This is a genomic window from Streptomyces sp. NPDC111744 (assembly GCF_055634995.1).
Genome location: NZ_JBVKCG010000001.1, coordinates 317,911 through 331,531 on the forward strand (window position 1 = coordinate 317,911; position 13,621 = coordinate 331,531).

Sequence of the window (13,621 nt, forward strand, 5' to 3'; positions counted from 1 at the left end):
GTGGAGGGCTTGCCAATACCCCCTTCAACGCGTCCTGCCGCACTTGCGACGATCTTGGTTGTCTGGATCGCATGACGAACAAGACCACGGTCGCGGACACCACACACGTGTCTGCTGAACCCGTACCCGCTCCTGTCGCCCGCGGCATGAACCGCGGTCTGACCCTGCTGTTCGCAGCCGCCGGGGGCGCAGCGGTCGGCAACCTCTACTGGGCACAGCCCCTTCTCCACACGATCGCCGGATCGCTGCACATCAGCACGGGCTCCGCCGGGCTGCTGGTCACCCTGACGCAGATCGGCTACGCGGTCGGGGCGTTCCTGGTAGTGCCGCTGGGTGACCGGCTCAACCGGCGGCGGCTCATTCCCGCGATCATGCTCGCGTCGGCCGTTGCCCTGGCGGCCAGCGCTGCCGCGCCGGGTTTGGCGCACTGCTGGTCGCGTTCGCGCTGGTCGGGGTGACCACGGTGGCCGGGCAGCTGCTGGTCCCGCTCGCGGGTGACCTGGCCTCCGACGACCAGCGCGGCCGGGTCGTCGGCACCGTCGCCTCCGGAATTCTCATCGGGATCCTGGTGTCACGGGCCATCAGCGGCCTGGTCGCCGACGCGTTCGGCTGGCGCGCGGTCTATGTGATGGCCACCGTGCTCATGGTGGTTTTCGCAGCTCTCCTCGCGCGGGTCCTGCCGGCGCTCCCGTCCCGGGCTACCGCCAGTTATCCCTCGCTGCTGGCCTCGGTGCTGACCACCGTGCGCCGCTACCGGTCGGTGCAGGTCACGCTGCTTTTGGGCGCTATCGCGATGACCGTGTTCACCCTGTTCTGGACTGCCCTGACCTTCCTGCTCAGCGCCGCCCCGTTCAACTACTCGGCGAGCCGGATCGGTCTGATCAGCCTCGTCGGCCTCGTCGGCGCGCTGGCCGCCCAGCGAGCCGGTCACCTGCACGACCGCGGCTGGTCGGTGCCGGGCACCGGCGCAGGACTTCTGCTGGCCCTGGCGTCGGTCGTACTTGGCGCCACCGGAGCCCGGTCGATCGTCATCGTTCTGATTACGGTCCTGCTGCTGAACCTGGCGATCCAGGCGGTCAACGTGCTCAACCAGACCCGGCTGATGAGTGTGGACCCGCAAAGCCGCAGCCGGCTGAACACCGCCTTCGTCACCGGCAACTTCATCGGCGGAACGATCGGCTCCGCGCTCGCGGCCGCCCTGTGGCAGATCGGAGGATGGCCCCTGGTGATGACCGGCGCCACCGTCCTGTTCGCCATCGCTCTGATCCTCTGGGCGGTCGCGCGGCGGACGCTGACCATCGGCTGAAGCCCACCACACATTCTGGGAGATCTCATGAATCACACGACCGCGCAGATCTTCGACCTGTCGGAGCAGGTCGCGATCGTCACGGGCGGAGGAAACGGCATCGGCGCGAGCATCGCGTCACGCCTGGCCGGCGCCGGCGCTTCTGTCGTCGTGGCCGACATCAATCAGGAGGCGGCGGCCAGGACCGTCGACGCCATCCAGGCCGAAGGAGGCACAGCTGCCGCCTTCCGGGCCGACGCGTCCTCGATCCCGGACGGCGAAAGCCTTGTCGCATTCACCGAGTCGCACTTCGGACGCGTGGACACGCTGGTCAACAACGCCGGCGTGTACAGCTACGTGCCGCTCGTCGATCTGTCCGAGGCGCAGTGGGACCGCATGATGGACGTGAACGTGAAGGGCCTGATGTTCCAGAGCCAGGCTTTCGTACGTGCCCTGCGCGCCCGGGAGCGTCCCGGTCACATCATCAACCTCGCTTCCATCGGCGGGTTCAAGCCGAACATCGACTTCGAGACCTACGACGCCTCGAAGGGCGCTGTCGTCATGCTCACGAAGTCGCTCGCACTGAACCTCGCCAAGTACAGCATCCGGGTGAACGGGATCGCGCCCGGACTGATCCGCACTCCGGGAGTGGGCGCGATGGACGACTCGTCCACCGAGAACCTGGAGCAGATCACCAGTCGCATCCCGCTGCGACGGCTCGGGGAGCCCGACGACATCGCGAAGGTCGCGCTGTTCCTGGCGAGTGACGCCGCAAGCTACATGACGGGCAGCATCGTCGTCGTCGACGGCGGCAGCCTCATCGGTTGACGACACTCGGTCTGATTCCGGGCACCGTCCGAACGCGTCAGGACGTTCGCTGCCTCGAACACCCGGACGCCGGATCAAGAAGCGATCAACGCCATGGCGCCCCCATCCATACAAGAACGGACCAGCATGACTTTCGGAACCGCAGTGATCGTCGGCGTCGGCCCCGGTCTCGGCCTCGCGCTCGCCCGCACCTTCGCCCAGGCGGGGCACCCGGTCGCGATGTTCGCCCGCGACCAGGCGAAGCTGCACACCTACGCCGCCGGCCTCGCCTCCACCGGGCAGGAGGTCCACGGCTATGCCGCGGACGCTACGGAGCCCGACAGTCTGCGCGCCGGGTTCCGCCGCGCGTTCGCCGAGCTGGGTGCTCCCGACGTGCTCGTGTACAACGCGGCGCTGCTCCGACAGGACTCGCCCACCGACGGTGACGACAAGGGCTGGGCCGAGGGCCTGGCCGTCGACGTCCTGGGCGCCAAAGTCGCGGCCGAGACCGTCCTGCCCGAACTGCGTGACGGCCGCGGCAGCCTTCTCTTCACGGGCGGCGGCCTCGCACTGCATCCCTCCCCGGAGTACGCGTCCTTGTCTGTCGGGAAGGCCGCGCTCCGCGCGTACGTGCAGGCGCTGTACGCACAGCTGGCGGGCACTGGCGTGCACGCGACCAGCGTCACGATCGCGGGCGAGATCGGTGGCGGCCAGGCACGCTTCGACCCGGACGTGCTCGCCCAGGCATACCTTGACCTGCACCACCAGCCGGAGAACGAATGGCAGCACGAGCTGCTGCGCGACTGAACTTCCCTGTACTGAGGGGCTCCACGTCGTCGACGTGGAGCCCCTCGGTGCTGTGCGCGGTGACCTCTCAGAGCGCGGTGCCCGTCTCCTCGGCCAGTGTCTGCAGAAGGCGGTCCTGGAACGTTTCGTCGCGCACCGAGCGGTGCGGCTCCAGCCGCTCGCGGTGATACCAGTACCCGCCGCTGGTCAGGGCCTCGGGGTCATCGCTGGTGGCGAGCCACTCCTGCGTGCGATGGCCTTGCTCCAGGTCGTCCGGTGCGCCGGCGCCGCCCATCTTCGTCGGTACCCAGCCCGGATCAACGGCGTTGCTCAACGTCCCGGGACGCAGGCGGGCCACCGCAGCCGCGAGTGCCGTGACGAACAGCTTGCTGTCGGAGTACGAACCTGCGCTCTCGCCCCGCCAGTCGACTCCGTCGGGCAACGGGTGCCCGCCGAAATGAGAACTGCTGCTCAGATACACCAGCCGACGCGGCCCGCGGAGCAGCGCAGTGAGCAGGTAGGGCGCGATGATATTGACCGGCATGACCGCCGGCCCGCTCCACACACCTGCGTTGTGGATGACCGCGTCCAGCGGCTCCGTGCCGTTCAGCTCCGCGGCGATGCGCCGTACGGCGTCGCGTTCCATGAAGTCGCCCACCACGAGGCGCGCTCCCCGCTCCACCAGCGGGTCGAGGTTCCTCGCGCGCTCGTCGTTCCGGGCGTGCACCACCACGTCGTATCCCGCGGACAGCAGGGAGTCCGCCGCGCGCCGTCCCAGACCGTCCGCGGAACCGGTCACCAGAATCCGACTCACGATCGCACCACCCCATCGGCGTGGGCGCCGGTGCACGCGGCACCCAGGCCCGGAGTGGTGGCGCCCGCGGGGCCTTCCCGCTTGTCGGCACCCTGCATGAATGCTCCTGGCATCGGAGTGCTTCCTTCTGTTCGTGGTAGTCCGCCCGGGGCCTGCCGGATTTTCGGGAGGCGCGGCGTGCTGCCGGCCGGAAGGCACCTGGCAGCACTCCGCCGGGAGGGGCGCCCGAAGGCTCTTTCGGTGCTCAGGCTGCGAAGACCTGCTTCGCGACCGTGATCGCCGTCATGGCTTTCGGCCAGCCGGCGTAGAAGGCGAGGTGGGTGATCGCCTCGACGAGTTCGGTCTCGGTGACACCGTTCTCCTTCGCCCGTCCGAGGTGGAAGCCGAGCTGGTCGGAGTCGCCACCGGCGACGAGGACGGCGACGGTGATCAGACTGCGGTCGCGGGCGGCCAGCTCGGTGCGGTTCCAGACGTCTTCGAACAGGACGTCGTCGGTGAGCTCGGCAAGCTTCGGGGCGAAGTCACCGATCGTGCGGCGACCACCGCCGATCTGCGTCTGCTGGTCAGTCATCAAAAGATCCTCTCGTCGGTCTGCGCGCCACAGGCCCAGGGCCGGCGCACACGCATGGACCGTATGTTCATCGTTTCCGGAGTGGTGCAGTGCACGCCGCCGGGCCCGTTCGGGAGGTCATCCGACCGGCCGGCCGGACCCCTCGGCGTGCCGAGGCGCAGCGGTGTCCGGTCAGCGGCTGGGGGGGCGGTTGTACTGCTCGTCGGTGACCGGCTCGTTCCAGGTGGTTTCCTCACTGCCGTCGCCCTTGCCCTCCCACATGGCGATGTGCTCCATGAAGCGGCCGGGGGTGGCGCCGTGCCAGTGCTCCTCGTCCGGGGGGCAGGTGACCGTTTCACCGGGGTGGGCCTTGAGGACGGTGCCATCGCGGGTGCCGATCAGGGCGATGCCGGCGACGACGTGCAGGGTCTGGCCCACGACGTGGGAGTGCCAGTTAGTGCGGGCCCCGGGGGAGAAGCGGACCAGATTGGCACGCATCCGGGACGGCTCCTTGCCCGCGTAGATCACGTCGAACCAGACGTCGCCGGTGAACCAGTCCGCAGGGGCCTTGACGGTGTCCTGCTGCTTGACGAATTCCATGATGTCTCCGCAGAAGTGGGGTTGGGGGTTGGATCAGGCAGCGGTGTGGGTCAGACCGGAGCCCAGCTCGCGGGAGGCGTCGACCTGGGCAAGGACTTCCCTGGCCTTGGCCTCGACCGCTGCGAGGGCGTCGTCTCCGGCGACGAACCGCAGCGGAGGCTGCTCCTGGTCCGCGACCTTCAGCAGGGCGTCCGCCAGCTTGGCGGGGTCACCGGCCTGCTGCCCGTTCATCGACTCCCACTGCTTCTTGGTGGCGGTGGTGCGCTCGGCGTAGTCGTCGATGGACAGCTCTGCCCATGCGGTAGAGGCGTCTTCCAACAGTTCGGTGCGGAAGAAGCCCGGCTCGACGATCGTGGTGTGGATACCAAACGGTTCGACGTCATGGCGGAGGGACTTCATGAATCCTTCGACACCGAACTTGGCCGCAGAATAGGCCACGCAGAAGTCGACGCCGACGGCACCGGCCAGGGAGGAGACTGTGATGACGTGCCCGGACCGCTGTTTGCGCATGACCGGCAGGACGGCGCGCGTGACGTTCATCGGGCCGAACAGGTTCGTCTCGATCTGCGCCCGCACCTGCGCCTGGGTCAGCTCCTCGAAAAACCCGGCGTAGAAGTTGGCGGCGTTGTTGATCAGGACGTCGATCCGGCCGAAGCGCTCCACGGCCGCGTCGACGGCCGTCCTGGCAGCGGCCGAATCGGTGATGTCCAGGGCGGCGGCCAGCAGGTTCTCCTGCTCACCGCCCAGCTCCTCGACTACTCGCTCGGGGCGGCGGCCCGTGGCCACGACTTGGTGGCCGGCGGCAAGTGCCTGGCGGGCGATGTTCGCACCCAGGCCGCGCCCGGCGCCAGTGATGAAGAAGACTTTGCTCATGGCGGGGACTCCAAGGAGACAATCAGGGGGGAGGAAGAAGAGCGGTGCCTTCCGGCAGCTGCTGCACCCCGGCGCCCAGGTGCGTTCTGGGTCTCGCCGAGCGCTCCGTCATCAAGGAAACCGCAGGCCAGAAATGTCAGGAAGGGTCTGTCATGACAGGTACTGCCAGAACCCCCCAGACGTACTCCGTCCGGGGTCTGTGACACACCGTTGCCCCGCTGCGCCCCTCACGGCATCCCTGCCCCGGCCCGGCCCAGCACATCCGCGAAGGAGAAGGCAGCACCCACCACCGCTGGTTGGTTTGGTGGTCAGTGGCAGGGGAGGGCCGAGCGGCGTACCACCTGCTGCCGGGCACGGGACAGTGCACGACCCAGCACGGGCCTCCTCATCCCATCCCAGCACGGTAGGGATGAGCAGGGGTGATGACAGGTGACGAGGGGTCAGCTATCCCAGCACGGGAGCGGCCACAAAGTACAAGAAGATCCGGAGTGCCAAGACCATGGTCAGCGATGCTGGCCGTACAGCACCCCACGCTGTAATAGTTCCTGTACTAGAATGGCCTCATGAAGTCACCCCGCCCCGGCGGCACGGAGAACATCTCCGTCTCGATGCCTTCGGAACTCCTCGGTGCTCTGCGCACACGCACCGGCAAGCGTGGCGTGTCCGCGTACGTGACCGCGGCGGTCCGGCATCAGCTGGCGATGGACGGCCTCGCCGAGATCGTGGCGGCCTACGAAGATGAGTACGAGCCGTTGAGCGAGGCTGAGGTCCAGGCCGCACAGCGCGAACTGTTCGGTGACGCACCGGCGCCGTACGCGTCGAACGACAGCGCCGCATGAAGGCCCCCGCGGCCAGGTCTCTGGTGCTGGACTCCCAGGCGCTGTCGCTGCTCCTGCGCAACGATCGCCAGATGGTCACCAGGATCGAGGCCGCTCGGCGCGTAGGGGTACCCGTTCTCGTGTCGGCTCTCACGGTGGTGGAGGCCGTCTATGGCAAGACGGATACCACCCGGCTCCACTGGGTGCTCTCCCGTCTCCAGGTCCAGGACGTCACCCAGGCGGACAGCCTCACCGCGGTGCAGCTGCTGAGCGACGCCGGTGGCCTGCACGGCCACAAGTACGCCATCGACGCTCTCGTCGCCGCGATGGCGCTCCGCTCCCCGGGGCCCGTGCTTGTCCTGACTTCGGATCGCGACGACTGGTCGAAACTGTGTGGCGACCGCGTACAGATCAAGGACGCCTGAGGGCGATTACACCTTGTGCGAAGTCGGCCGGCAGATCGTGCCGACGACGCTCAAAGATACGGGACTCCCCTCCACAGGGTGTTATTTCCGCGGCTCCCGCAACCGAGCGCCTGCGTTCCCACCAGGCCCACGGAAAGATCGTTCTGTCCGTGGCGTGACATCGGGCAGCCCCGGCCGGGAAAGGGACGAGAAGCTCACCGCGTCGCTCAGCTGCCGCCGCTCCAACACCACACACACAAGCAGCCGACTCGACTGCGGAGCCGTCGGCGACTACGCAGAAAGGCGGGAGCGCAACATAGCGGCGGATGCCCGGTTACCGAAACCGAGGATCCGTCGAATACTTGTAGATCCACCGCCAATTCCTGACCACACGTCGGAAGGTAACCCGCAACGATCTACAACCTCACCTGTGAAATTCGTCCGGCACTATGCGTGCATCGCACGCCATGCCCGCGAAGCAACTGAGCCGGAACAGCTACTGGGCCTGCTCCGCCAGGCGCGAGGTCCATCATCGTCGGACTCTTTCAGGTAGACCGACACTCTGGCAGGGCATTCGACGCTTACCGGCGCACCGTTCCCACTGAAGCCAGCGAATCGACACGTCCGCCGTCGACGCAGTCGGTCACGTACTCGCTCGCAAGGAACGTGACTCCCAACATCGCCTCCATGTGCGCCGCGACGAGATCCTGCACATCTCGACTTCAGCGACACGCGGCGTGACCTCGGCCACGCCGCCATTCGTCGCGTGGAACAGCTTCAGGCCTGACACCTCCCATCACCGGCCAGGAGATCGACAACGTCCGGCCGCCGGGCGGCGCCACGACGTCGTGAAGAAAGCATGTAGATGGAGCCCTCTCCTCCGCCCCTCGCATCGCACAGCCCACTGCCCGAAACTCAGCACGGTCGCCTCCATCCCATCCCAGCACGATCCCAGCACAGTAGGGATGAGCAGGGGTGATGACAGGTGACGAGGGGTCAGCTATCCCAGCACCATCCCAGCACGGGAAAAAACTAAGGGCCCGACTCCGAAGAGTCGGACCCTCCCTGACCTGCATGTTTGCCAGATCAGCGACGTGGTGATATGTCAGCCGCTACACGTTGAAGCGGAACTCCACCACATCCCCGTCCTGCATCACATAGTCCTTGCCCTCCATCCGCGCCTTCCCCTTCGCGCGGGCCTCGGCCACCGAGCCGGCTTCGACCAGGTCGGCGAAGGAGATGACCTCGGCCTTGATGAAGCCCTTCTGGAAGTCGGTGTGGATCACGCCGGCCGCCTCGGGGGCCGTCGCGCCCTTCTTGATCGTCCAGGCACGGGATTCCTTGGGGCCGGCCGTGAGGTAGGTCTGGAGGCCGAGGGTGTTGAAGCCGACTCGGGCCAGGGTCGCCAGGCCGGGCTCCTCCGCCCCTACCGACTCCAACAGTTCCAGGGCGTCCTCCTCGTCGAGTTCCGCGAGGTCCGCCTCCAGTTTGGCGTTGAGGAAGATCGCCTCGGCCGGGGCGACCAGGGCGCGCTGCTCGGCCTTGAAGGTGTCGTCGGTCAGCTCGTCCTCGTCGACGTTGAAGACGTAGAGGAAGGGCTTGGTGGTCAGCAGGTGCAGGTCGTGGAGGAGCTCGGCGCGCTCGCTGCCCTGGAGGATGCCCTGGGAGAACAGGGTGTCGCCCTTCTCCAGGATCTCCTTGGCCTCTTCGACGGCCTTGACCTTGGGTGCCACGTCCTTCTTGATGCGCGACTCCTTCTGGAGGCGCGGAAGGACCTTCTCGATCGTCTGGAGGTCGGCGAGGATCAGCTCGGTGTTGATCGTCTCGATGTCGTCCTTGGGCGAGACCTTGCCGTCGACGTGTACGACGTTCTCGTCCTTGAAGGCGCGGATGACCTGACAGATCGCGTCGGACTCACGGATGTTCGCGAGGAACTTGTTGCCAAGGCCCTCACCCTCGGAGGCGCCGCGCACGATGCCCGCGATGTCGACGAAGTCGACCGTGGCCGGGAGGATCCGCTGCGAGGAGAAGATCTCGGCCAGCTTGACCAGACGGGCGTCGGGGACGCCGACCACACCCACGTTGGGTTCGATCGTGGCGAACGGGTAGTTGGCCGCCAGCACGTCGTTCTTGGTCAGGGCGTTGAACAGGGTCGACTTGCCGACATTGGGCAGGCCGACGATTCCGATCGTGAGCGACACGTTGCGACTTCCCGTAGTGAGTGGGTGAGTGAGCCGGAGGCTGCCGGTGCCGGCGGGCCGGCCGATCCACCAGTTTACGGGGTTCGGGGCCCCGGGCCGGCGGTCGCGTCGAACACCTGGACAAGCTCTGCTCTTCGGCTTGGTTTCGGCGTGTCCGGGCCGCCATTCGGCACATAAACCGACCTAGGTTGGTCCGGTGGAGCATCACAGGGCCCGCCCCCGACAGCACGGACAGCGCCGTGGCGCCCCCCGCGCGCCGCTGCCACCGCAGGCCATACGGCGGCCGGCGAAGGCCGCGCGCCGGCCGGCCCCGGGAAGGCCCCGCATGGCGGCGGCGGCCGAGCCTCCGCGGCCGCCGGGCCCACGGCTCACCGGACTCGGTGGGGGCCTGTTCTGCGGGGCCGCGATGTTCCTGCTCGGCTTCCTGGACGACCTGCTGTTCGGGGCGTCCCTGACGGTGTACGGCCTGCTGTTCCTGCCGGTGTGCGCGCTGACCGCGCTGTGGGTGCGCGGGAGCGATCTGCTGACCGCCCCCGTCGTCGTCCCGATCGCCTTCGCCGCCGGCCTGCTGACCGTCGCCGACGGCGGCGGGGGGCTGCTGGGCAGTGTGATGGGCCTGGTGACGGCCCTGTCCACGCAGGCCGGCTGGCTCTACGGCGGGACACTGATCGCCGGGGTGATCGTCATCGCCCGCCGGATCCGGCTGATCCGGCGCCGGCGCAGAGGCTGACCCCGGCCGGCGCAGAGCCCCCCGGCTGCTGGCGACTACTTGGCGTGGTGGGCCGCGCGCATCGCCGCGCCCACGATCCCCGCGTTGTTCTGCAGCTGGGCCGGCACGATCTCGGCCTTGATGCCCTCGATGAGGGGCAGGAACCTGTCGGCCTTGCGGCTCACCCCGCCGCCGATGATGAACAGCTCCGGGGTGAACAGCATCTCGACGTGGGCGAGGTACTTGGTGACGCGGTGCGCCCAGTGCTCCCAGCTGAGGTCGTGGTCCTCCTTGGCCTTGCTGGAGGCCTTCTTCTCGGCGTCGTGGCCGCCCAGCTCCAGGTGGCCCAGCTCGGTGTTGGGGACCAGCTCGCCTTCGATGAACAGGGCGCTGCCGATGCCGGTGCCGAAGGTGAGCAGGATGACCACACCCTTGTGGTCCCGGCCGGCGCCGAACTGCATTTCGGCCACACCCGCCGCGTCCGCGTCGTTGACCACGGTCACCGGCAGGCCGCCGAGCCGGTCGCTGAACAGTGTGCGCGCGTCGGTGTCGATCCAGCTCTTGTCGACGTTGGCCGCCGTACGGATATGAGTGCCGTCGGTGATCACTCCGGGGAAGGTGAGCCCGACCGGGCCGCTCCACCCGAAGTGGTCGACGACCTCCTTGACCCCGTCGGCGACGCTGTCGGGCGTCGCCGGATGCGGGGTGAGCACCTTGCAGCGCTCCTGGGCCAGGTCGCCCTTGTCCAGGTCCACAGGAGCACCCTTGATCCCGGAACCACCGATGTCCACACCGAAGATCTGCATGGGCCCCACGTTACGTCGTACGACTGACAGTCACGACGCCGGACGTCCCGCGGTCACACCGTCGTACGAGCGCCGCTCACGCCTCGGTGCCGCTGCCGCCGCGCTCGGCGACCAGGGCGGCCGCCTCTGCGCGCAGGTCACGGCGGAGTTCCTTGGGCAGCGAGAAGGTGATGGATTCCTCGGCCGCCTTGACGATCTCCACGTCGCCGTAGCCGCGCTCGGAGAGCCACTCCAGGACCTCCTCGACCAGCACCTCCGGGACGGAGGCGCCCGAGGTGACGCCGACCGTGGTCACGCCGTCCAGCCAGGCCTCGTCGATCTCGGCGGCGAAGTCGACCAGGTAGGCCTCGCGGGCGCCGGCCAGCTTGGCGACCTCCACGAGCCGCTTGGAGTTGGAGGAGTTGCGGGAGCCGACCACGATGACCAGTTCGGCCTCGGCGCCCATCTGCTTCACGGCGAGCTGACGGTTCTGGGTGGCGTAGCAGATGTCGTCGCTCGGCGGCGAGATCAACTGCGGGAACTTCTCCTTCAGCGCGTCGACCGTCTCCATGGTCTCGTCGACGGAGAGCGTGGTCTGGGAGAGCCAGACGACCTTGGACTCGTCGCGGACCTCGACCTTGGCAACGTCCGCCGGGCCGTCGACGAGCTGGATGTGGTCGGGGGCCTCGCCGGAAGTGCCGATGACCTCCTCGTGGCCCTCGTGGCCGATCAGGAGGATGTCGTAGTCCTCGCCCGCGAAGCGGACGGCTTCCTTGTGGACCTTGGTGACGAGCGGGCAGGTCGCGTCGATGGAGGCGAGGCGGCCGCGCTCGGCCTCCTCGTGGACGACGGGGGCGACGCCGTGCGCGGAGAACATCACGATGTTCCCCGGGGGGACCTCCTCGGTCCGCTCGACGAAGATCGCGCCCTTCTTCTCAAGGGTCTGCACGACGTACTTGTTGTGGACGATCTCGTGCCGGACATAGATCGGGGCCCCGTACTGTTCCAGGGCCTTCTCGACGGCGATCACGGCGCGGTCCACACCCGCGCAGTAGCCACGGGGGGCGGCGAGCAGGACACGGCGGCCAGGCGAAGCAGTCATGGCACCCATCGTAAGGCCGCGTTCGGGGGGCCAAAGATCGCGTCCCGGTGACGATCCCGGGGAGACTGACGGGAGACCGGAGCAGTGTGGGACACACGGCCGCGGGAGGCACAGATGTCCGAGACCGGTACGGCGACGGCGCCGCAGCCCGGCGATCGGGGCGGCGTTCGCGGCTCTGGCCGGACAGGCGGCGGCCGGGCGGCTGCTGTTCGCGATGGCGCGGGAGCGGCGGCTGCCGCGGGCGCTGGCCAGGACCGACGGCGGGGTGCCGCGGGTGGCGGTGCTGTGCGCGGCGGTGGTCACGCTGGTGGCGGCGGTGTGGGCGGCGCGGCGGGGCGACGGCATGGACAAGCTGGTGTCGGTGGTCGACATCGGGGCGCTGACGGCGTTCACGTTGCTGCACGCGAGCGTGGTGGGCTGGTTCGCGGTGCGGCGGGCGGGTGGGGCGGTGAGCTGGTGGCGGCATGTGGTGGTGCCGGTGGCGGGGGCGGCGATCACTGTCACGGTGATCGTGGCGGCGTCGGGGGCGGCGCAGGTGGTGGGGGCGGTGTGGTTGGCGGTGGGGGTGTCGGTGCTGGTCGCGCAGCGGGGGCGGGTGGGGCGGCGGCGGGCTGCGGGGTGAAGGCCCTGTCGGTCGGCGCCGATACTCTCGGCGCATGGCTTTGAACACGTCTGTCGAAGCGCCTGTGCCTGTCGGTGAGGTGTCCCGGTTGATCGGTGGGTGGATCGATCGGCTCGGTGCTGTGTGGGTCGAGGGGCAGATCACCCAGCTCTCGCGGCGGCCGGGGGCGGGTGTGGTGTTTCTGACGCTGCGGGATCCGTCGTACGACATCTCGATCGGCGTCACCTGTTACCGGCAGGTGTTCGACGCCGTCGCCGATGTCGTCGGTGAGGGCGCCCGCGTCGTCGTCCACGCGAAGCCGGAGTGGTATGCGCCGCGCGGGCAGCTGTCGTTGCGGGCGGCCGAGATAAGGCCTGTCGGCGTCGGGGAGCTGCTGGCGCGGCTGGAGGCGCTCAAGAAGGCGCTGGCCGCCGAGGGGCTGTTCGCCGCCGAGCGGAAGAAGCCGCTGCCGTTTCTGCCGCAGTTGATCGGGCTGGTGTGCGGGCGGGCCTCGGCCGCCGAGCGGGATGTCCTGGAGAACGCCCGGCATCGGTGGCCGGCGGTGCGGTTCGAGGTGCGGAACGTGCCGGTGCAGGGCGTGCACGCCGTGCCGCAGGTCGTGCAGGCCGTGAAGGAGCTTGACGCGATCCAGGACGTCGACGTGATCATCGTGGCTCGCGGTGGCGGCAGTGTGGAGGATCTGCTGCCGTTCTCCGACGAGCAGTTGGTGCGGGCCGTCGCCGAGTGCCGTACGCCCGTCGTGTCCGCCATCGGGCACGAGCCCGACAACCCGCTCCTCGATCACGTCGCCGACCTGCGTGCCTCCACCCCCACCGACGCCGCCAAGAAGGTCGTCCCGGACGTCGGCGAGGAGCTGGAACGGGTGCGGATGCTGCGGGACCGGGCGCGGCGGTGTGTCGACGGGCTGGTGGCGCGGGAGGAGCGGGGGCTTGCGCATGCGCTGGCGCGGCCCGTCATGGAGGATCCGCACCGGATGGTCGACGAGCGGGCCGATCATGTCGCCGCGCTGGTGGACCGGTCGCGGCGCACCCTCGGGCATCTGCTCGACCGCGCCGACTCCGAGCTGACGCACACGCACGCGCGCGTGGTGGCCCTCTCCCCCGCCGCCACGCTGAAGCGCGGTTACGCCGTGCTGCAGAAGGCCGACGGCCATGTGGTGCGCGGCAGCGAGGATGTCGAGCCGGGGGAGGCGCTGCGGGCGCGGGTCGCCGAGGGGGAGTTCACGGTGCGGGTGGACGGCTGAGGTGCCGCACGGGTCACCCGGG

At 68.7% G+C, this 13,621-nt stretch carries 15 protein-coding genes and 1 pseudogene; 9 read left to right on the top strand and 7 right to left on the bottom strand.

Annotated features, from left to right (window positions below; translation table 11 throughout):
• Positions 1-71 precede the first annotated feature (71 nt).
• The 4 genes from ACZ7OO_RS01475 to ACZ7OO_RS01490 all read left to right on the top strand — a co-directional run bounded on the left by ACZ7OO_RS01475 (position 72) and on the right by ACZ7OO_RS01490 (position 2,899).
• On the top strand, positions 72-458 hold the full coding sequence (locus tag ACZ7OO_RS01475; protein ID WP_471500354.1) for an MFS transporter: 387 nt from the start codon (positions 72-74) through the stop codon (positions 456-458).
• A complete protein-coding gene (locus tag ACZ7OO_RS01480; protein ID WP_471500356.1) occupies positions 455-1,306 on the top strand; it encodes an MFS transporter in 852 nt (283 codons plus the stop codon). Before ACZ7OO_RS01475 ends, ACZ7OO_RS01480 begins: the two co-directional genes overlap by 4 nt.
• 27 nt (positions 1,307-1,333) lie before the next feature.
• Positions 1,334-2,113 carry an SDR family NAD(P)-dependent oxidoreductase gene (locus ACZ7OO_RS01485; RefSeq protein WP_471500358.1) on the top strand — a complete coding sequence of 260 codons (780 nt, stop codon included), beginning with the start codon at positions 1,334-1,336 and terminating at the stop codon, positions 2,111-2,113.
• A 126-nt stretch (positions 2,114-2,239) separates the two neighbouring features.
• Positions 2,240-2,899, top strand: coding sequence for an SDR family NAD(P)-dependent oxidoreductase (locus ACZ7OO_RS01490; RefSeq protein WP_471500360.1), 660 nt, complete (start codon positions 2,240-2,242; stop codon positions 2,897-2,899).
• A gap of 67 nt (positions 2,900-2,966) precedes the next feature.
• On the opposite strand, the gene ACZ7OO_RS01495 is transcribed toward ACZ7OO_RS01490, so the two are convergent.
• The 4 genes from ACZ7OO_RS01495 to ACZ7OO_RS01510 form a co-directional block, all read right to left on the bottom strand.
• The gene (locus ACZ7OO_RS01495) at positions 2,967-3,692 is read right to left on the bottom strand and encodes an SDR family NAD(P)-dependent oxidoreductase (RefSeq protein ID WP_471500362.1); all 726 of its coding nucleotides are present in this window, start codon (positions 3,690-3,692) and stop codon (positions 2,967-2,969) included.
• A gap of 244 nt (positions 3,693-3,936) precedes the next feature.
• Positions 3,937-4,263, bottom strand: a complete 327-nt coding sequence (locus ACZ7OO_RS01500; protein WP_471500364.1) for a carboxymuconolactone decarboxylase family protein — start codon at positions 4,261-4,263, stop codon at positions 3,937-3,939.
• Between the two features lie 171 nt (positions 4,264-4,434).
• Positions 4,435-4,842, bottom strand: a complete 408-nt coding sequence (locus ACZ7OO_RS01505; protein WP_471500366.1) for a (R)-mandelonitrile lyase — start codon at positions 4,840-4,842, stop codon at positions 4,435-4,437.
• Between the two features lie 33 nt (positions 4,843-4,875).
• Entirely contained in the window at positions 4,876-5,715 is an 840-nt protein-coding gene (locus tag ACZ7OO_RS01510) for an SDR family oxidoreductase (RefSeq protein ID WP_471500368.1), read from the bottom strand.
• Between the two features lie 563 nt (positions 5,716-6,278).
• Here ACZ7OO_RS01510 and ACZ7OO_RS01515 point away from each other — a divergent pair.
• The gene (locus ACZ7OO_RS01515; RefSeq protein WP_471500370.1) at positions 6,279-6,554 is read left to right on the top strand and encodes a hypothetical protein; all 276 of its coding nucleotides are present in this window, start codon (positions 6,279-6,281) and stop codon (positions 6,552-6,554) included.
• Entirely contained in the window at positions 6,551-6,958 is a 408-nt protein-coding gene (locus tag ACZ7OO_RS01520; protein ID WP_471500372.1) for a type II toxin-antitoxin system VapC family toxin, read from the top strand. The genes ACZ7OO_RS01515 and ACZ7OO_RS01520 overlap by 4 nt, the downstream gene beginning before the upstream one ends.
• A 1,091-nt stretch (positions 6,959-8,049) precedes the next feature.
• Here ACZ7OO_RS01520 and ychF read toward each other — a convergent pair.
• Positions 8,050-9,138 carry a redox-regulated ATPase YchF gene (gene ychF / locus ACZ7OO_RS01525; protein WP_471500374.1) on the bottom strand — a complete coding sequence of 363 codons (1,089 nt, stop codon included), beginning with the start codon at positions 9,136-9,138 and terminating at the stop codon, positions 8,050-8,052.
• A gap of 325 nt (positions 9,139-9,463) precedes the next feature.
• Here ychF and ACZ7OO_RS01530 point away from each other — a divergent pair, with 325 nt between their 5' ends.
• Positions 9,464-9,868, top strand: coding sequence for a DUF6542 domain-containing protein (locus ACZ7OO_RS01530; protein ID WP_471500376.1), 405 nt, complete (start codon positions 9,464-9,466; stop codon positions 9,866-9,868).
• Between the two features lie 35 nt (positions 9,869-9,903).
• Here the strand turns inward: ACZ7OO_RS01530 and ppgK are convergent, their stop codons facing one another.
• Positions 9,904-10,653 carry a polyphosphate--glucose phosphotransferase gene (ppgK, locus tag ACZ7OO_RS01535; protein ID WP_471500378.1) on the bottom strand — a complete coding sequence of 250 codons (750 nt, stop codon included), beginning with the start codon at positions 10,651-10,653 and terminating at the stop codon, positions 9,904-9,906.
• A gap of 76 nt (positions 10,654-10,729) precedes the next feature.
• A complete protein-coding gene (locus ACZ7OO_RS01540; RefSeq protein ID WP_471500380.1) occupies positions 10,730-11,743 on the bottom strand; it encodes a 4-hydroxy-3-methylbut-2-enyl diphosphate reductase in 1,014 nt (337 codons plus the stop codon).
• 136 nt (positions 11,744-11,879) lie between these two features.
• Between ACZ7OO_RS01540 and ACZ7OO_RS01545 the strand changes: the two are divergent.
• Positions 11,880-12,356: pseudogene (locus ACZ7OO_RS01545) on the top strand (amino acid permease); the annotation flags it as partial.
• A gap of 34 nt (positions 12,357-12,390) precedes the next feature.
• Complete coding sequence (xseA, locus tag ACZ7OO_RS01550) at positions 12,391-13,599, top strand: exodeoxyribonuclease VII large subunit (protein WP_471500382.1); 1,209 nt, start codon at positions 12,391-12,393, stop codon at positions 13,597-13,599.
• The last annotated feature ends 22 nt before the right edge of the window (positions 13,600-13,621 follow it).

Bases quoted from the DNA above. Each gene is read 5' to 3' on its own strand.
- ACZ7OO_RS01475 (WP_471500354.1), top strand. From the start codon at position 72: ATGACGAACAAGACCACGGTCGCGGACACCACACACGTGTCTGCTGAA.
- ACZ7OO_RS01485 (WP_471500358.1), top strand. From the start codon at position 1,334: ATGAATCACACGACCGCGCAGATCTTCGACCTGTCGGAGCAGGTCGCG.
- ACZ7OO_RS01490 (WP_471500360.1), top strand. From the start codon at position 2,240: ATGACTTTCGGAACCGCAGTGATCGTCGGCGTCGGCCCCGGTCTCGGC.
- ACZ7OO_RS01500 (WP_471500364.1), bottom strand. From the start codon at position 4,263: ATGACTGACCAGCAGACGCAGATCGGCGGTGGTCGCCGCACGATCGGT.
- ACZ7OO_RS01505 (WP_471500366.1), bottom strand. From the start codon at position 4,842: ATGGAATTCGTCAAGCAGCAGGACACCGTCAAGGCCCCTGCGGACTGG.
- ACZ7OO_RS01510 (WP_471500368.1), bottom strand. From the start codon at position 5,715: ATGAGCAAAGTCTTCTTCATCACTGGCGCCGGGCGCGGCCTGGGTGCG.
- ACZ7OO_RS01515 (WP_471500370.1), top strand. From the start codon at position 6,279: ATGAAGTCACCCCGCCCCGGCGGCACGGAGAACATCTCCGTCTCGATG.
- ACZ7OO_RS01520 (WP_471500372.1), top strand. From the start codon at position 6,551: ATGAAGGCCCCCGCGGCCAGGTCTCTGGTGCTGGACTCCCAGGCGCTG.
- ACZ7OO_RS01530 (WP_471500376.1), top strand. From the start codon at position 9,464: ATGGCGGCGGCGGCCGAGCCTCCGCGGCCGCCGGGCCCACGGCTCACC.
- ppgK (WP_471500378.1), bottom strand. From the start codon at position 10,653: ATGCAGATCTTCGGTGTGGACATCGGTGGTTCCGGGATCAAGGGTGCT.
- ACZ7OO_RS01540 (WP_471500380.1), bottom strand. From the start codon at position 11,743: ATGGGTGCCATGACTGCTTCGCCTGGCCGCCGTGTCCTGCTCGCCGCC.
- xseA (WP_471500382.1), top strand. From the start codon at position 12,391: ATGGCTTTGAACACGTCTGTCGAAGCGCCTGTGCCTGTCGGTGAGGTG.